This window comes from Roseateles sp. GW821-FHT02E12 (genome assembly GCF_059421665.1).
The window spans coordinates 1,197,884-1,215,022 of sequence record NZ_JBWKVK010000002.1 but is presented as its reverse complement, the minus strand read 5'-3'; the positions used below and the strand labels follow the sequence as shown (position 1 = coordinate 1,215,022).

The window sequence follows — 17,139 nt, the reverse complement described above, 5'->3', positions numbered from 1 at the left end:
TGATGACCAAGTGCTTTGACGAGATAAACCGGGCGGAGGGCGCGCCGCTCTCTCAGGAAGAACTGCAATCGCTGCAGGAAGCCATCGACGCTCGTGCCAGCTACGTCGCAATCCGCGATGGCGTCGACCCTCAGGAGGCACGACTACGCGCCGGCCGAGAGGTCGCCGAGCATGTGGAAATGGCGGCCGTCATCGAAAAGCGCAACGCGGCAATGAACGCCTACAAACGGCTGGAGCGTGTGGGCTGGGTGCAGCAGCACTTCGGCAGCAACGTCGCGTTGGGCGTCGAGTCCATGCTCGTCGGCACGCAGCGCGCGAAGCAGGGCGCCCGGCTCAGCGTGGCATCGGTGCAGGAGTCGCTGAAGGCGCAGTACCTCGCCGGCTTCACGCACGACCTGGAGGCCAGCGGCCACGGCGCGCTGTTTGCCTCGGGCGCCATGGACCGTGAAGTCGCCCGGGCGCTGTACGACCTGCGGCGCGAGGGTGCCGACCTTTCTTCCCACTCGTCCGAGGCCGTCGACATCGCCCGCATAGTGGCGAAGTGGCAGGAGGTGACGCGCCTGGACGCAAACCGGGCCGGCGCGTGGATCGGCCAGCGCGACGACTACATCACCCGGCAGAGCCATGTGCCCGAGAAGGTGCGCGGTGCCGGCGCCGAAGGCGGCTTCGAGGCCTGGGCGAAGGTGGCGCGCGAGGCGTTCGATCTGCCGCACATGCAAGCGCTGTCCGGCGCGGTCGATCCCGAGAAGATGCTGAAGGGCCTGTGGACGAATCTGGCCAGCGGCAACCACCTCAAGGCCGCGCCCGACGACGTGGCCAGCGGCTTCAAGGGCCCAGCAAACATCGCGAAGAAGCTCAGCCAGCAGCGCTCAGTCATCTTCAAGGACGCCGATGCCTGGTTCGACTACAACCAGCAGTTCGGCGGCGGCAACCTGCGTGAGAGCGTGCTGCAAGGCCTGGAACGCTCGGCCCAGTCCACCGGCATCATGCAGATGCTCGGTACGAACCCGGCCGCCATGGTGAGCGCGATCCGCGACGACCTGACGCTGGCTGCCAAGGATGCCGGCAACATCGAAGCCGTGACGAAGCTGGCCGATGCGCAAGGCGCGCACGACCGCTACCTGTCGGCGGTGGATGGCAGCATGAACATTGCCGGCAATGCCATGTGGGCCCGGCGCGCGGCCAACATCCGGTCGGTTGAAACCTTGTCTAAGCTCGGCGGGATGCTGCTGTCGCAGCTCAACGACGTGGCGGTCTACGGCAGCGGCGCCCGGTACCAGGGCCGCGGCTTCTTCAGCGGCATGGGCGAGGCGGTCTCAGGCCTTGGCCGCGGGATGAGTTCGCCAGAGGTGCGCGAGCTGGCAGCTGCGCTTGATGTGACGCTCGACAACATGGCTGGCGAGTTAGGCCGCGTCGGCTCCTTCTCTGAGGCCGGCTCGATGTCGGGCCTGATGGCCACCTTCATGAAGTGGAACGGCAGCCAGTGGTGGCAGAGCCGGATGCGCACGTCCGCCGCGTTCGGAATGTCGCATCACATGGCGCTACAGGCCGACAAAACTTGGGGCGCGCTGGTGCCGGAGTACCAGCGGGTGTTGACCCTCTACGGCATCGGAGAGCCCGAGTGGAACGTGATCCGCAGCGCGACTGAGAAACACGTCGATGGCCGGGCTTACATCGTGCCTGAGGCGTTGAAGACCGTGGATGACTCGGTGATACGCGCCTATGCGGGCGCTGCGGCAGGAGACGAAGCTGTCGCGGGCGCGCGCCGAGAGTTGGAGCAGCGTCTTCGTACCTACTTCGTGGACCAGACGAGTACGCTGGCTTTGGAGCCGGACGCCAAGACGCGCGCCATTCTGCTGCAAGGCACGCGGCCTGGCACCTGGACCGGCGAGTTCATGCGCTTCGCCATGCAGTTCAAGAGCTTCACGGGCGCCTACATGCAGCGCGTTCTGGGCCGCGAGCTGTACGGCCGCGGCTATGAGGGCGACTCACTACTTGGCGCACTGAGGAACGGCAACGGCGAATTCCAGGGGTTGGCGCGGGTGATCGCCTTCAGCACGCTGATGGGCTACGGGTCGATGGCGCTGAAGGACCTTACCAAGGGGAAGACGCCGCGCGATCCGACGCAAGAAGGGCAAGCGCTCAAAGTCTTCCTCGCAGCCATGGTCCAAGGCGGCGGCGCTGGCATCTATGGCGACTTCCTCTTCGGCGCTGCCAACCGCATGGGATCAGGGACCGTGGAAAGTCTGGCTGGCCCGGTCATCAGCTCAGCGGGCCGCTTTGTCGACCTGTATCACAAGGCCATGGAAGGCGACAAGTTCGCGGCCCGTGCGTTCGGCGAGGTGCTGAACAACACCCCATTCGCCAACCTCTTCTATCTGCGTCCGGTCCTGAACTACATGGTCCTCTACCAGATGCAGGAGTGGCTGTCGCCGGGCTACCTGCGCCGCATGGAGCGCGATGCCGAGCAGAAGCAAGGGCAGCAGTTCCTTCTGCGGCCGAGTGCGGCCATCCAGTAGGCGAAGGCCCCGCCGCAACCGATTCAACCCAACCGAAAGGAACCAAGATGACCGATGCAAACCAAGAACCCCAGGCAAATGGCAGCGCGCTCTTCACGCTCGCCGACTACAGAAACAAGGAGCAGCCCGCGGGTGATGCGAAGCGGTCGGCAGCATGGAGCGCGTATCTGCAGGCGGACCTCGTGACGTCGGGCATGGGCGCTGCCACCCACTTGCTGGAGTCGGCCATCGCCGCGGCCGGCGCGCAGCGGTCGATGGCGGCAAGCTTCATCGCGTTCGAACTGCTGCAGGAGATGAACGCCAGCATCCTCAGCGGCGAGATGCAAGGTGCGAAGCGGATGCTGGCGGCCCAGGCAGTGGCACTGAACGCTATCTTCACTGAGCGCGTGTCGGCCGCGCAGGTCACCGACGCCCAGCAATTCGAAGACGCAATGAACGTGGCGTTTATCGCTCAGCGCCAGTGCATGGAGTCCATCAAGGCTCTTGCCACGCTGTCGGGCAAGGGCGGCAACTCGGGTGGTGGGTCTGATGGCGCGCAAAGCTGAGAAGCCGGCGCGCGGCAGGCCGTCGCGGTACACGCCCGCCATCGCGGAGGAGATCTTCGTTCGTCTCGGCAAGGGGGAGCCACTGGAGGTGGTCTGCCGGGATGAGCACATGCCAGCGTCGCGCACCGTGCATGGGTGGATGAGCGAGAAAGTGCGGCCAGAAGGTGTCCCCGAGGACTTTTCCGCTGAGTTCGCGCAGGCGCGCGCGCGAGGGTTCGATGCCATCGCCGCCGACTGCCTTCGGATCGCTGATACACCCCTGGAAGGTGTGGAGACGACGGTCGATGACAAGGGTACGAGCGAGAAGCGCGGCGACATGTTGGGCCATCGCAAGCTCCAGATCGACACGCGGCTGAAGCTCCTGGCCAAGTGGGACCCGAAGCGGTACGGCGATAAGCTGGCCGTCGGCGGCGCCGAGGACTTGCCCCCGATGAAGACTGACGTGTCCATCAACGAGGTTGCACGGCGGCTGGCGTTTACCCTCTACAGAGGGATGAAAACCGCGCAGGCCGGTCAAGCGCCTGAAGGGACGGCGGGCGGCGATGATGCCGGGGCTAGTCAGGCGCGCACGCAGGTGAGGAAGCCTTGAGCTTTGGATGGCTGTTGCTTGGGCTGGCGGTATGGGTGGGCGGCACGTTCGCCTTCAGCCAAGACCTGCGCGACTGGTTCTATCCGCGAGCTGAAGTGCGGCAGCGTCTGACCCCGAGCATTCCCAGTCCGACCAGAAACAAGGCGGCAATCTGGGGTTCCGGCACTGGAATAGGCTGGGCGACCTGAGACCAGCCTCCGGCCTGGACAAAGGCGATGAAATCTACGCTCATGCTAGTGGCCGTGGCGTTGGTGAAGGAGGCGTCGAAAGTTCCCTGGTCGACGGCGGCAGGTGCAAGGCACTGCGTCGCCTCTATGACCTCTATGGGACCATTGCAAGCCCTGGTCTGGAAGGACGAATGAGTTTCCTGTGTGCCGCTGCCGTTGCTGCCTGGGCCAGTCATCCTCAATACAGCGATAGATCCCGCCTCCTCCCTTCCGGTGGCTAGATTGGGGTAATAGAAATTGGACACACTTGCTTCGGCATAAACGCTCGCGGAAATCTGTACTGTTGTGTTTGCCGAGATTGAAAACGTACTGAGCGTGTATGAGCCAGGCGCCCAAAGGTAGGCATTCCACACCGCCTCGCCGTTAAAGGAAGTGATGTTCATGTTCCAGCCATCGGTCTGACCGCTGACGAGAAGGCTTCCGACAATGGTGGTGGGGCCAGTGATGGTGGCTGGCGCACTGCCAGTTCCAGTTGCGCCGGACCAAGCAAAACCCGTGTTGGCTTGGTTGCTGAAAGGATCCAGGGCCCCAGCTCCTACGGTCTCTTGGCCGTAGACGTCAGATGCCCCTCCGACCAGCGCCGAAATGGCGCTGTAGCTGTTGCCGGCGAAAGCAATTGACGGCGTGATGCCGTCGTTTGGATCGAGGTCAATCAGCGTCACTGTCAGACCAGTGATTGAAGCTGTGGCCCTGGCCGTGGCATGGGCCGGAACTGCAGTCAGCAGAACAGCTGCTCCGGCGGCAACAAGAGAGAGGAGGCGGCTATACATGACACTCCCAAGGCTTGCGATGCGCAGCACTGCACAAACTCTAACTTAGGACTGACAGCAAGCTAGCTGCGCTTTGTGGCCAACTTTGAGGACGGGTTAGTCTGGTCCGCCATCGTGGTTCAACTGCCTAATGAGCCACGCTGGACGCGCCGCCTCAGCGCCGAAGTGAGTGCCTCAGACACTCAGCGTACGTGGTCCAACGCAGCGTTTAGGGTATCTGCAAGTGTCCGCCCTGCCATTGCAAGGGCGGCGACCAACGCACCGTCCCACCGCTCGGCATAGACCAAGCCGATGACGCGATCCTCCGGGTAGAACCCGGTGCGCCCTAGGGTCATGCACGACTCGCCGGCCCAGCGCGCAGGATCGGCCGGGCGTGGCGCAGCTTGGCCGGGTTTCGAAGCATCTGTCAGCAACTTGCTCAAGCCACCCGCGCGCCGCCGGATCAGCTCACCATCCCAGACCGCGTGCAGGTTGGAGCCTCTGCCGAACGCACGCACCTGGAAGAGGTTGCCGCCTTTATCGCTGGCCAGGCCGACATGCAGCGGCTGATGGATGTCTCCGACCAGGTGAATGACCCACTTCAGCGCCGCGAGCCGCTCGGCGTCCGACGCCGTCGACTTCAGGATGACGATCTTGGCGGTGATTGCCTCCACGACGCATCGCCCATCTGGACAGTCACGCGGCCTGCTGTAGTTGCAATCACCCTCAGGCAGGTTGACGTAGTGCAGCGGCGCCGTTGCGCCAGAGCGCACCTCATCGGCCCAGGTCGAGACTGACACCATCGTGGCGCCTGACTCCAGGCCCAACAGCCGGTCGACCTCCGCCCTCGCAGTAGGGGTCAGGCGGGTCTCGGCCAGCTCGGCGATAAGACGATGGCCGTCAGCGCCCCAGGCGAGCGCTTGGAAGGAACTGAGGATGCCAATGGCGCAGAGGATCAATCGAAAGGGATGCATCGGGCAGATGATCCCTTGAGAAAACGCACGCTGCCTAACCAAACAGATCGCCTGTCTCTGGCCCTTTGGTCTCCGGCCCCTTCTCCGTCTTCGGCTTAGGCCGCTTGCGTCGGGCGTTCAGCTCGCGCGCCATCGGGTCTGCCGCGGCATCGCGCCACTCGTCGGCGAACATGTCGGGTTCGGATTCCCAGTCGGCTGGCTCGGGCAGCGGCTTCCATGGCGCTGGCGCCGTCTCTGCCAACAACAGCTCGGCAGGGAATTGCCTGATGAATTCGCCAGCCTTGTCGATCGAGCAATGCAGCCAGGCGTCCTGATCTTCCCGGCGCAGAAACACCGGCATCCTCTTCTCGTCGCCAGGCGGGTTGAAGCGGCTGAAGATCGCGTGGCCATCAGCGTTGACCGTCAGCATGGTGAAGGACAGGATCTCTTCGCCTTGCGGGCCAATCCAGACGCCCCACAGGCCCGCCGCGCAAAGTGGATCGCCGTTGCTGCGCCTAACCGACCAGCGAACGGGATCACCGGTCTCGTAGCACCACTCAAAGCCCCGCTCGATGGGGATCAGGCAACGATTGCCGGCAAACCAGGCCGCCTTGAAGGCCCGCTTCTCACGCATCGTCTCGGACTTGCAGTTGTACGTCTTGCGTCCGAAGGCAAGGTCCTTGGCGAAGTCGGGGAGGTAGCCGAAGAACCCGAGTTGGGCTTGGGCAACCACGAGCTCGGCCTTGTCCTCGGCCCGGATGAAGAAAGCCTTCAGCCCAGGAAACGCCGACTCCGGCGGCTCCACGTCCGAGGGCCTGGACACGCCGAAGTGCGCCATCAGGCGGTCGTCAATGGTGACGGGCTCGTAGTTGGAGCACATGGCGGTCCGGTCGGGCTAGGTCGGCACTGCCAAGCCTACATCCAACGACGGTGAGCCTTCAGACCTCCTCAGGAGCGCCCTGTGTGGCTGGCTCAACCCGCTCAGCGTGGCGACAGCACCAGACCACCGCAGAGAACTTGCCCTTGGGTCGTCGATACCGATGCTTCGCAAACGTGAGACGGACACGGCCGACCCACCCGGCGTCTACCTCGACGCGCATCTCGTCATCCGGCGCTGTGACCGCGTCAGGCAGGTGATGCTCTGCGCGACCGATGTATTCACCGGCTACGCGGGCCAGGATGCCGTTATCTACGTGGGTGTCAGGCAGCGGGGTGATGTGTTCGGGGGCTTCAGTCATGCGCCCATGCTGACTGCGCACCAGCTCATTAGGTGAGCTTGCGTCTACCTCCGCCGAAGACCCACCGAGGCGGTCAATCGACGACGCCTACGCGCGGCGAGTACCAAAGGCAGGCCAACGATCATCATCCCGGCCACCTCAGGCTCTGGAATCGCAACGACTGGCGATCTTGCTTCGATGAAGGTAAGCATTGCCAGTTGGAAGTTGGTCGCCAAGTCTGCCTCACCAGCAGTGACCGACCACGCGACATGAACTGCGCTGGGGATTCCGTCAATGTCGTGACAGCGGTAGGGCCCGAACCCACCCTTGCAGGTAACGGCAGTCGCGGAGCGGCCTGCGAAATACGAGGTGAAAGCTGCTTGCCCGAACGCACCACTGTTAGCTGCGAATGTCACATCGGTCGAAACATCGAACGAAATCCAAACCGTCGTATGGCTGGAAATGATCATGTTCGGGAACTGGATGGCGGTGCTGCCGTACTGGATGTTTCCGTTGACATCGATCAGCTCGTTGAGTGCTGCAGCATTTGCCGACACCCGTGTTGTCATGCTTTGTCCGTCGAAGCTGCTTACATGCGTCGAATTCCCGTAGGTGTCGCTTGCGAGGAAAGCAGTCAGCAGATAGTTGGAGAAGACCGAGTACCCGCCTCCGACGCTGCTGCCATTGACGGATCCGCCGCCGTAGACGTAGGTTGGACCGCTCGGGAACGTGACCGCCCCACCGACAGCTTGCATCTGAAAGTTCGACAGAACCACCTCGGCCGTGGCTATCGCGCTGGCAGCGCTTGCGCTCGCCGCGTTCAGAGCGCAGATGGTGGGAAGCACGTATCTCAGAAGCGAAGGCACGATGTCTCCTTTGAAGATGCCGGCATGCGGTGGCGTGCTGGGATCCCGAGGCCTAGACCATAGAGTCGGGTCGCCGCTGTCGGTCGGCGTATGCGCCAGCGTCTTCCTCAAAGTTGTTGACGCAGGATCGACTCGATGGCCGATGCCGGAGGCGTTCAGCCGAACCAGACCGGCTGGAACGTCTCGTTGGTTTTGACCCAGTCATCCATGCTGATCTCACGAACCTCGACGCCAGACAGGAACTGGACTCGCCGGTTGTGGGACTGCGTACCGCTCATCTGGCGGGTGCAGCGCAGGATGCTGTCGCGGACCTGGTTGGCGTAGGTCGGCTGGACGTTGCGCTGGATCGGTTGGATCTTGTCGGAAGAGCGGGCGAAGAGGCCGGGGAACTGGATGGCGCGGTGGGCGGCAACGGTGGCGACGGCTTGCATGGCGGGCTCCTGGGGGCTGGTTTCGATGACCGTCAGTGTCTCGACCGGGGGGAGGTCTGACCATCGCCCTTAGGTGGGAGCTGAAGGGGGGGCTCCCCCTTTTGGGGGATGTGGCCCGTTGGCATCCCCCTTGAGGGCGATACCCGTCAAGCGCCTGGATTCAGACACTGGCGATGCCATGAACCAGCTGCCAACAAATCCAGAAAGCCCCCAGGAGAACGCCATGCACATCGCCGAGCGCCGCACCACCGACCGAACCCACAACGAACAGTGGCCCGAGGCCATGCGCGATGAGTTCAGGAAGGTTCAGTTCCTGCACGCTGTGGAGGTCGATGAAGTTGACGAGGACTCTTGGTCCGACATCTTCAAGAGCTTCGAAGGCCGCCACATCCGCTTCATATAACTGGACCGGCCAGGCCAGCGGTATCGCCACGGGAGCGCGCTTGTCGCCCTCGCCGGACCACGCCGAGCCCCTGGCCCGCGCCTACGCAGACCCCGCGCGGCGCCGATGCGTTAACGCACCGTCTTGCGGCGTCGGATCGCAGCTACGCCAGCAACTGCCACCAGGGCAAGCGCGCCGGGCTCGGGCACCGTCGACAGGGTGATGCTGTCGATCCACACGTTCGGCCCTCCGCCGCCGTTCGCAAGCACGAGCCATTCAACGCCCTTCCACTCGGCGCTGGTGAAGTTGATGTCTTCTCGTCCGGTGTAGATGGGGTACGTGGCGGCGCCGCCCTTGGAGGAGTAGATGCTGAATCCGGCCGAAACTCCGCTGACGCGTAACGCGTCGATGTTCAAAAGGTCGAAGAGGGCGCCGGCCGAGTCGATATATAGGAGCCCGAGGCCGCTAGGTCCTGCGGGCTGTCCGAGATAGTTGCTGTTGAAGCTCGTATCGCAGCCAGATCGATCCCAGCCAATGCCGGCGCCATCGTCCAACGGGATGCCGGGCGTAGTGCCGTTGATGTGATCGATATGGCAGTCCGGAGAGAACCGATAGCCGCCGATTGAAAAGTTGTCCGTGTAGTAGGAGGTGCCAGTACCTAGCTGCGGAATCTCGTTAAAGCCAATCGTTGTTGGCCCCGCTGCTGCGCCGCTCGAAGCAACGCCGACGATGGCCAACAGCGCAGCCAAGATTTGAACTTTCATCGATCCCCCTAGTTTGTTAGGGCGCGATGTTGGCACCGGTTCTTCGCGTGCTAACCCATCTGTTCAGGGGGGCTGCCGTATTGCCGCCCGTGTGCATCCACTTGGCCGTTATGGCCTCTGCCCGGACTAAGGGCATCCACGCGACGCGACCACGTCGTAGATGCGACGACTTTGAAGATTGTCAGTAAAAGGAGCCTGGGCAGTGCAGCGGAGCACTGCGCAAAAGAGGGCCGCGTTCAAATCCATGACGTGCCTCATTTGCCCAACCCGCTCCAGTCTCGCAAACACGATGGTGTCCAAGTCATCGGTCTGGCTCAGGTCAACCCAAGTGTCTTTCAACAAAGGGCCACCAAGGATGCCAACGTAGTAGCCCTGGTACGGGTTGCCATGAAAACACGCAGGAGCCGTAGGACGACCATGCTGCTGACTGGTGAGGTAGCGAAAAACAATGTCGCCTTGAACCACTGCCATGATCAGCAGGTACTTGCGCTTGGTTCCTCCGTCGCCGAAAAAGTCTGAGTCGAGCCAGATCTCTCCAGGACTGGGCATACCGACTTGCGGCTTAGGCGACTTCGCGCATGAACTTGTCGCGGCGTTGGTGCTCGCTGGCCATAGCCAGCTTATTGCCACGCTCTGGATCGCTGCTCGGAATCGTGTCCGTCATGTCGATCCAGCGACCGCTCGACGCGGGAGCGGCCCACGCCGCTTCAAAGGCGCCATGGTCCACTGTAGAAAGGTCAATCTGATCGAACGGGAGCTTCCCGAACCTGGCAATTACATCGCGGACGATGTTCATCTGGGCGGGAGCCAGCCTGTCATCCGAGAACACTGCGCCTAGTGCGGGCGAAATTTCGTCGCGACGCTTGCCCGCCACGTAGACTGATTTTGCTGAGATCTTGGCGGCCAAGTCCGGCCTCGGAGCTTCCAGTTCTATCGCCAAGTCAGATGGCACTGGCGATGGTTGCGCAGCGTAATACTCAAGCCCAGTGAGCGTCCGCCCGACCGCCTGAAAATGGGCGACGTCCATGGCATAGATGAGCTTGAACAACTTCTTCGCCACCAAATCATCTGCTTGCTGGGCGATGAACAGCGCTACGTTGATCAATCGCTCGCGTTGGGCTCTTGACATGCGAAGCAACTCCATGAATCGATTCTGGGGGCTCACAAGCGGGCGTACAAGGTGAAATCGCACGCAAACGACATTCAGTCCCGGGGATAGGAAACGCGTAGAGCACTCCAGCCGATGACGGCGCCGTGCGACAGCCTCCAAGCCTCATGTCAATTTTGGTGTCTGCCGAACGCTTTGACCGTCGGACAGCGCCGCTTCTTGAATTGATGGGCGGGATGATGGGTGGACAACAAAAACGGGCCGCTAGGGCCCGTGTTTGCTTGTGCTTTGGAGGAGACGGAGGGATTCGAACCCTCGATTCGCGTTTTAGCGCAAATACTCCCTTAGCAGGGGAGCACCTTCGGCCACTCGGTCACGTCTCCAGCACAGCCGCGCATTCTACACGACGCGCGGGCCACTTCCGGCAGAAATCAGGCGGAAGCGCTGTCTTGGTCCAGGTCGAAGGCCTTGTGCAGCGCGCGCACGGCCAGCTCCATATATTTTTCGTCGATGACGACGCTTGTCTTGATCTCGCTGGTGGAGATCATCTGGATGTTGATGCCCTCCTCGCTCAGCGCGCGGAACATCTTGCTGGCCACACCCACGTGCGAGCGCATGCCAATGCCGACGATGGAGACCTTGCAGATCTTCGGGTCGCCGGCAACCTTGCTGGCGTTGGTGGCCGGGCCAACCGTGTTCTGCAGCAGCTCCATCGTGCGCGCGTAGTCGTTGCGGTGCACGGTGAACGAGAAGTCGGTCTTGCCGTCGTGCGAGACGTTCTGGATGATGACGTCGATGTCGATGTTGGCCTCGGCCACCGGGCCGAGGATCTGGAAGGCGATGCCGGGCTTGTCCGGCACGCCGAGCAGCGTCACCTTGGCCTCGTCGCGGTTGAAGGCAATGCCCGAAACGACGGCTTGTTCCATGTTCTCGTCCTCTTCGAAAGTGATCAGCGTGCCGGAGGCGGCCTCTTCATTGATGTCGATGTCCCAGGGCGTGAAGCTGGACAGCACGCGCAGCGGCACGCGGTACTTGCCGGCAAACTCCACGGAGCGGATCTGCAGGATCTTGGAGCCCAGCGAGGCCATCTCCAGCATTTCCTCGAACGTGATGGTGCTGAGGCGGCGCGCCTCCGGCACCACGCGCGGGTCGGTGGTGTAGACGCCATCCACGTCGGTGTAGATCAGGCATTCGGCGGCCTTCATCGCCGCGGCGATCGCCACGGCGGAGGTGTCGGAGCCGCCACGGCCCAGCGTCGTGATGTGGCCATCGGGGTCGATGCCCTGGAAGCCGGTGATGACGACCACCTTGCCCGCGGCCAGGTCGGCGCGCACGCGGACGTCATCGATGCTCTCGATGCGAGCCTTGGTGAAGGAAGAATCGGTGGCCACCGGCACCTGCCAGCCTGCGTAGCTGACCGCTTCCAGGCCTTCAGCCTGCAGCGCGATGGCCAGCAGGCCGACGGAGACCTGCTCGCCGGTGGCGGCAATGGCATCCAGCTCGCGCATCACGGCCGGCGTCACGCTGGCGGGCGACAGTTCCTTGGCCAGGCCGAGCAGGCGATTGGTTTCGCCGCTCATCGCCGACGGCACGACCACCATCTGGTGGCCGGCGCGCACCCATTTGGCGACGCGCTTGGCCACGTTGCGGATGCGATCGGTGGAACCCATCGAGGTGCCGCCGTACTTGTGGACGATCAGAGCCATGTGTTTGAGCGAAGGCTGAAGACGGAGCTGCCAGGACGGCACGCTCGCAAACCCCCGATTTTATGCGTCAGACCCGACCTCGCCTTCGCTCTGCGGCAAGGCTGAATCGTCCAGCCAGCGCAAAGCAAGCTTTGGCTCATCTTGATTGGCGAAGGCACGCGCATCCATTCCCAGGCCGGCGATGGCGATCAGGCGCTGTTGGGCATCGAACAGCAGCGGCCCGCTGCGCCGCCACGGCGGCAGGCCGGCTTCCTGCGAGGCCTTCTTCAAGCTGCGCGGCACGGACGATGGTGCGCGCTGGAATTGCTCAGCGCCGGCGCGGCTGCGCTGCGTCAACTGCGCCAGACGAGCAGGGGCAATGCCCTGCGCCGCGGCCTCGACAACCCAGGCACCGCGCCAGGCGGGCTGTGGATAGTGGCCGGGCAGGCTGAGGTCGATCTGGCTAGCTGGTACGGCCTGGGAGGCCAGCGGTACCCAGAACAGGCCGTCGCGCCAGGCATGCAATTCGCCGCCGGGCGCGGGCCATGAGAGCGCGGCACCCGGCCGCCATTCGGTCAGCAGGCGCTCGATGAGGCTGGCCGGCGCAGCGGTGTGCGTCGACAACCAGGCGCGCAGCGCGTTGCTCGCCCGCGCGGGCGACAGGCGGCGCAACGCGGCCATGTCCAGGCGCTCGGTCGTCGCAATGAGCGACAGATCGTCCGCCGCGACCTCGGCCGCCAGCGCATCCGCCTGCTGCGCCCAGCGCGCGGCCTGGGCCAGCCCGGCCTCGGCGGATGCGAAGGCCGGCCACAACGCCAGGCGCAGGCGGTTGCGGGCATAGCGCGCATCGCCATTGCTCGGGTCTTCGATCCAGCTCAGGCCATGCTGCTCGGCGTAGGCGAGGATGGCCTCGCGCGGCCTGTCCAGCCACGGCCTCGCCCAACAGATGCCGTCACGCCACTGGGCTCGCGGCATGCTTGAGAGGCCGGCCGTGCCGGCCCCGCGCAAGGCCTGCAGCAGAAATGTTTCGGCCTGATCTCGCCGATGGTGGGCCAGCAGCAGCAGGTCAGCGCCGGCTGCGACGGCCATGTCATGCAACGCACGATGGCGGCCCGCACGGGCCCAGGCTTCGACGCTCTCGGCAGGCCCGGGCCTGCCATCAAGCCGAGCGCAAACGAACTGCACCCCCAGCTCGCCGGCCACTCGTTCGCAATGCACCGCCCAATCGTCGGCCTGCGGCTGCAAGCCATGGTGCACATGGAGGGCAACGACTCGCTGCTCCGTCGCCGCCCGGGCGACGGCATGGAGCAGCGCCGTCGAATCGAGGCCGCCGCTGAAGGCGACCGCTACTGCCTCACAGGATCGATCAGCGGTTCTTGGTGTCGCCGAATCGGCCATAGGCCTGCAGGCGCTCGTAGCGACGGTCCAGCAGTTCGCTGGTCTTCAGGTCGCTGACCTGGCGCAGCGCATCCGACAGCGCACGCTTCAGGTTGGACGCCATCTGCTTGGCGTCGCGGTGGGCGCCGCCCACCGGCTCGCTAACGATCTTGTCGATGAGCCCCAGCGCCTTTAGGCGGTGGGCCGTGATGCCCAGCGCGTCGGCCGCGTCGGACGCGCGCTCGCTGCTCTTCCACAGGATGGATGCACAGCCTTCGGGCGAGATGACCGAGTAGGCCGAGAACTGCAGCATCAGCACCTGGTCGGCCACGCCGATGGCCAGCGCACCGCCCGAGCCGCCCTCACCAATGACGGTGGCGACGATGGGCACTTCAAGTTGCGCCATCTCGAAGATGTTGCGGCCGATGGCCTCGCTCTGGCTGCGTTCTTCAGCACCGATGCCAGGGTAGGCGCCCATGGTGTCGATGAAGGTGAAGACGGGCAGACCGAACTTCTCGGCCATCTTCATCAAACGCAGTGCCTTGCGATAGCCCTCGGGGCGCGGCATGCCGAAGTTGCGCAGCGTGCGCTCCTTGGCGTCGCTGCCACGCTGGTGGCCGATGACCATGCAGGCCTGGCCGTTGAAGCGCGCAATGCCGCCAACGATGGCCGCGTCATCCGCGAAATGGCGGTCGCCGTGCAGCTCCTGGAACTCGGTGAAGACTTCCGAGCAGTAGTCCAGCGTCTGCGGCCGCTGCGGGTGGCGGGCGATCTGATAGACCTGCCAGGGCGCCACGCTCGCGTAGACCTCTTTGGTCAGCTGCTGGCTTTTCTTGGAGAGGCGGTCGATCTCTTCCGAGATGTCGACGGCCGACTCGCTCTGCACATAGCGCAGTTCTTCGATCTTGGTTTCGAGTTCAGCGATCGGCTGCTCGAATTCGAGGAAGTGTTTTTTGCTCATCAGTAGTCCACGGGTAGCGGATCGAGGCTGCGCCAAATGTACCAAACGGCCACGGAGCGGTACGGCGCCCAGGCGTCGCCGACCTCGCGGGCCTCGGCACGGGAGACAGGCTCGCCGGAAAAGTAATTCTGGCTGATGCCCTTCAGCAAACCGACGTCGTCCAACGGCATCACATTGGGGCGCATCAGGTGAAAAATCAAGAACATCTCGGCCGTCCAGCGGCCGATGCCGCGGATGGCGACCAGTTCGTCAATGATGGCTTCGTCGTCCATCTGCGCCCATTGGCGCACATGTACCTGGCCAGAGTCGAAATGGTCAGCAAGATCGCGCAGGTATTCGACCTTGCGGGCGGAAAGCCCGGCAGCGCGCTGGTCGTCAACGGTGAGGCCCAGCACGGCCAGAGGCTGGAACTTGGGCATCAGGGCAACCCAACGGTTCCAGACCGACTGCGCTGCCTTGACAGAGATCTGCTGGCCGACGATGGAGCGGGCCAGCGTCGCAAAGGCGTCGCCGCGGCTTTGCAGGCGGGCCTCGCCGAACTGCGGAATGAGCTTCTTCATGACCCGGTCGCGCTTGACCAGGTGCCTGCAGGCATCGTCCCAATAGGGCGGAATCACTTCGGGCGTGACCTCCACGGGCGTCTTGGAGGCCATCAGCTCTTCACCCAGGTCGTGCCGTCGGCACCGTCCTTCAGCGTGATGCCTTTGGCCGACAACTCGGCGCGGATCGCGTCGGCGCCGGCGAAGTCCTTGGCCGCCTTGGCCGCAGCGCGGGCTGCGATGCGTTCCTCGATCCAGGCACCGTCGTCGCCCGAGCCGCCCTGCAGATAGGCGCGCGGTTCCTGCTGCAGGACGCCCAGCACGCCGGCCAGGGCCTTCAGCAGGCCCGCACGCTGCGGCGAGCGGTCACGGTTGACCTCGTTGACGAGGTCGAACAGCACGGCGATGGCGCCGGGCGTGCCGAAGTCCTCGTCCATGGCCGTCTTGAACGCCGCGGCACTCGGCTCGGTCCAGTCGATGGCAACGTCGGCCGGCGGCACGGCGTCCAGCGCCGTGTATAGGCGCGTCAGCGCGGAGCGGGCGTCTTCGAGGTGGGCGTCACTGAAGTTGAACGGCCGGCGGTAGTGGGTGCGCAGCATGAAGAAGCGCAGCGTCTCGCCGTCGAACTTCTGCAGCACATCACGGATGGTGAAGAAGTTGCCCAGGCTCTTGGACATCTTCTCGCCGTCGACGTTCAGGAAGCCGTTGTGCAGCCAGTAGCGGGCGAAGTCGTAGCCGGCGCCCTCGCTCTGCGCGATCTCGTTCTCGTGGTGGGGGAACTGCAGATCGGTGCCGCCGCCGTGGATGTCGAAGCTTTCGCCGAGCAGCGCGCAGCTCATCGCCGAGCACTCGATATGCCAGCCCGGGCGGCCCTCGCCGAAGGGCGCGGCCCACTTCGCGTCGGCCGGCTCCTCGGCCTTGGCGGCCTTCCACAGCACGAAGTCCAACGGGTCCAGCTTGCCGTCGTCCACGGCCACGCGCTCACCGGCGCGCAGGTCGTCAATGCTCTTGCCACTCAGCTTGCCGTAGCCGTCGAACTTGCGCACCGCGTAGTTCACGTCGCCGCCCTCGGCACGGTAGGCCAGGCCGCGTTCTTCCAGGCGCTCGATCAGCGACAGCATCTGCGGCACGTACTCGGTCGCGCGCGGTTCGTGGTCAGGGCGCAGCAGGCCAACGGCGGCGAAGTCTTCGTGCATCGCGGCGCTCATCTCTTCGGTGAGCTGGCGGATCGTGATGCCGCGCTCAACCGCGCGCTTGATGATCTTGTCGTCGATGTCCGTGATGTTGCGGACATAGGTGACGCCATAACCACTGGCGCGCAGCCAGCGGTAGATGACGTCGAACGCCATGTTCATGCGCAAATGCCCCATGTGGCACAAGTCGTAGACCGTGATACCGCACACATACATGCGCACCTGGCCAGGCACGAGCGGCTGAAAGTCTTCGAGAGTGCGGCTGAGGGAGTTGTGGACGCGCAGGGACATGGGAAACAAAAACAGGGGCGAGAGTCACCGAGAAGCCACCAACAATAAGCCCCGCGCAGGGGCCGGCCAGGCGGGGCTCATAGAATGAAATCAGTATAGCGGCCACCCCTGACGCCGCCCCCCGCTACAACCCTCATGCGCCTGCCACTCACCACTTTCGCGCTGCCTATTGCGCCGGTAATTGCTCCGGTCATTGCTCCGGTCATTGCTCCGGTCATTGCTCCGGTCATTGCTCCGGTCATTGCCCTGGTCATTGCCCTGGCTGCCATGCCTGCGCGCGCCGATGACCTGGCCGGCGCCCAGCGCCTGTGGCTGGCCGGCCAGAAGCCCCAGGCCGTCGAGCAGGTCGAGCAGGCCCTGACCCGCACACCCGACGACCTGCAACTGCGTTTTGCGCTGGGCGTCATGCGCATGGAGCTCGGCGAACGCGCCAAAGCCCTGAGCATCTTCACGCGACTCACGCAAGACTTCCCCGACCTGGCCGACCCCTACAACAATCTCGCCGTGCTGCACGCCGGTTCAGGCGAACTGGACGATGCCAAGGCCGCGCTGGAACAGGCGCTGCGCCTGCAGCCCGACCATGCCCAAGCCCAGGAGAATCTCGGTGACGTGCTGATGCGGCTGGCGCTGCGCGCCTACCAGCGCGCGCAGAAGGCCGCGCACGCACCCAATGACGCGCTGGCCGGCAAGATCAGCCGCACGCTGGCGCTGACCGGTGACCTCAACAAGATCCGCTGACCCCA

General features: G+C 64.1%; 19 protein-coding genes and 1 tRNA gene. 6 read left to right on the top strand and 14 right to left on the bottom strand.

The features are described 5' to 3' along the window. Nucleotides 1-2: 2 nt before the first annotated feature. Genes AC07V5_RS16355 through AC07V5_RS16345 form a run of 3 tightly spaced genes read left to right on the top strand, consistent with a single transcriptional unit; the run spans nt 3 to nt 3,653 of the window. Nucleotides 3-2,519 (top strand): hypothetical protein, encoded by a 2,517-nt coding sequence (locus AC07V5_RS16355; protein ID WP_495116729.1) that lies wholly within the window; start codon nt 3-5, stop codon nt 2,517-2,519. A 47-nt stretch (nt 2,520-2,566) separates the two neighbouring features. Continuing rightward, nucleotides 2,567-3,064, top strand: a complete 498-nt coding sequence (locus tag AC07V5_RS16350; RefSeq protein ID WP_495116728.1) for a hypothetical protein — start codon at nt 2,567-2,569, stop codon at nt 3,062-3,064. Beyond that, nucleotides 3,048-3,653, top strand: coding sequence for a terminase small subunit-like protein (locus tag AC07V5_RS16345; protein ID WP_495116727.1), 606 nt, complete (start codon nt 3,048-3,050; stop codon nt 3,651-3,653). Before AC07V5_RS16350 ends, AC07V5_RS16345 begins: the two co-directional genes overlap by 17 nt. A gap of 79 nt (nt 3,654-3,732) precedes the next feature. On the opposite strand, the gene AC07V5_RS16340 is transcribed toward AC07V5_RS16345, so the two are convergent. The 3 genes from AC07V5_RS16340 to AC07V5_RS16330 form a co-directional block, all read right to left on the bottom strand. Then, nucleotides 3,733-4,542, bottom strand: coding sequence for a PEP-CTERM sorting domain-containing protein (locus tag AC07V5_RS16340; protein ID WP_495116726.1), 810 nt, complete (start codon nt 4,540-4,542; stop codon nt 3,733-3,735). 290 nt (nt 4,543-4,832) lie between these two features. Continuing rightward, nucleotides 4,833-5,603, bottom strand: a complete 771-nt coding sequence (locus tag AC07V5_RS16335; protein ID WP_495116725.1) for a S1/P1 nuclease — start codon at nt 5,601-5,603, stop codon at nt 4,833-4,835. Nucleotides 5,604-5,637: 34 nt separating this feature from the next. After that, on the bottom strand, nt 5,638-6,462 hold the full coding sequence (locus AC07V5_RS16330; RefSeq protein ID WP_495116724.1) for an SOS response-associated peptidase: 825 nt from the start codon (nt 6,460-6,462) through the stop codon (nt 5,638-5,640). A 160-nt stretch (nt 6,463-6,622) separates the two neighbouring features. Between AC07V5_RS16330 and AC07V5_RS16325 the strand changes: the two genes are divergently transcribed. After that, entirely contained in the window at nt 6,623-6,856 is a 234-nt protein-coding gene (locus tag AC07V5_RS16325; protein WP_495116723.1) for a hypothetical protein, read from the top strand. A gap of 8 nt (nt 6,857-6,864) precedes the next feature. Here the strand turns inward: AC07V5_RS16325 and AC07V5_RS16320 are convergent, their stop codons facing one another. The 4 genes from AC07V5_RS16320 to AC07V5_RS16305 form a co-directional block, all read right to left on the bottom strand. Beyond that, nucleotides 6,865-7,665, bottom strand: coding sequence for a hypothetical protein (locus tag AC07V5_RS16320; RefSeq protein ID WP_495116722.1), 801 nt, complete (start codon nt 7,663-7,665; stop codon nt 6,865-6,867). 155 nt (nt 7,666-7,820) lie between these two features. Further along, nucleotides 7,821-8,096 carry a hypothetical protein gene (locus tag AC07V5_RS16315; protein ID WP_495116721.1) on the bottom strand — a complete coding sequence of 92 codons (276 nt, stop codon included), beginning with the start codon at nt 8,094-8,096 and terminating at the stop codon, nt 7,821-7,823. A 160-nt stretch (nt 8,097-8,256) separates the two neighbouring features. Further along, nucleotides 8,257-8,529 (bottom strand): hypothetical protein, encoded by a 273-nt coding sequence (locus AC07V5_RS16310; protein ID WP_495116720.1) that lies wholly within the window; start codon nt 8,527-8,529, stop codon nt 8,257-8,259. A gap of 80 nt (nt 8,530-8,609) precedes the next feature. Beyond that, nucleotides 8,610-9,242, bottom strand: coding sequence for a PEP-CTERM sorting domain-containing protein (locus tag AC07V5_RS16305; RefSeq protein ID WP_495116719.1), 633 nt, complete (start codon nt 9,240-9,242; stop codon nt 8,610-8,612). Nucleotides 9,243-9,491: 249 nt separating this feature from the next. On the opposite strand from AC07V5_RS16305, the gene AC07V5_RS16300 reads away from it, so the two are divergent. Then, entirely contained in the window at nt 9,492-9,761 is a 270-nt protein-coding gene (locus tag AC07V5_RS16300) for a hypothetical protein (RefSeq protein WP_495116718.1), read from the top strand. 43 nt (nt 9,762-9,804) lie between these two features. Here AC07V5_RS16300 and AC07V5_RS16295 read toward each other — a convergent pair whose 3' ends face one another. From AC07V5_RS16295 to cysS, 7 genes are all read right to left on the bottom strand, one after another. Continuing rightward, nucleotides 9,805-10,386: a type II toxin-antitoxin system antitoxin SocA domain-containing protein gene (locus AC07V5_RS16295; protein WP_495116717.1), complete on the bottom strand. Its 582-nt coding sequence runs from the start codon at nt 10,384-10,386 to the stop codon at nt 9,805-9,807. Between the two features lie 253 nt (nt 10,387-10,639). Continuing rightward, a tRNA-Ser gene (locus tag AC07V5_RS16290) sits at nt 10,640-10,733 on the bottom strand. Between the two features lie 48 nt (nt 10,734-10,781). Continuing rightward, entirely contained in the window at nt 10,782-12,056 is a 1,275-nt protein-coding gene (locus tag AC07V5_RS16285; RefSeq protein ID WP_495116716.1) for an aspartate kinase, read from the bottom strand. 60 nt (nt 12,057-12,116) lie between these two features. Beyond that, nucleotides 12,117-13,433 carry a tRNA lysidine(34) synthetase TilS gene (tilS, locus tag AC07V5_RS16280; RefSeq protein ID WP_495116715.1) on the bottom strand — a complete coding sequence of 439 codons (1,317 nt, stop codon included), beginning with the start codon at nt 13,431-13,433 and terminating at the stop codon, nt 12,117-12,119. After that, nucleotides 13,402-14,373 (bottom strand): acetyl-CoA carboxylase carboxyltransferase subunit alpha, encoded by a 972-nt coding sequence (locus AC07V5_RS16275; RefSeq protein ID WP_495116714.1) that lies wholly within the window; start codon nt 14,371-14,373, stop codon nt 13,402-13,404. The genes tilS and AC07V5_RS16275 overlap by 32 nt, the downstream gene beginning before the upstream one ends. Further along, nucleotides 14,373-15,026, bottom strand: a complete 654-nt coding sequence (locus AC07V5_RS16270) for a DNA-3-methyladenine glycosylase family protein (protein ID WP_495116713.1) — start codon at nt 15,024-15,026, stop codon at nt 14,373-14,375. Before AC07V5_RS16270 ends, AC07V5_RS16275 begins: the two co-directional genes overlap by 1 nt. Beyond that, on the bottom strand, nt 15,026-16,396 hold the full coding sequence (gene cysS, locus AC07V5_RS16265; RefSeq protein WP_495116712.1) for a cysteine--tRNA ligase: 1,371 nt from the start codon (nt 16,394-16,396) through the stop codon (nt 15,026-15,028). Before cysS ends, AC07V5_RS16270 begins: the two co-directional genes overlap by 1 nt. 135 nt (nt 16,397-16,531) lie before the next feature. Between cysS and AC07V5_RS16260 the strand changes: the two genes are divergently transcribed. Continuing rightward, the gene (locus AC07V5_RS16260; RefSeq protein WP_495116711.1) at nt 16,532-17,134 is read left to right on the top strand and encodes a tetratricopeptide repeat protein; all 603 of its coding nucleotides are present in this window, start codon (nt 16,532-16,534) and stop codon (nt 17,132-17,134) included. The last annotated feature ends 5 nt before the right edge of the window (nt 17,135-17,139 follow it).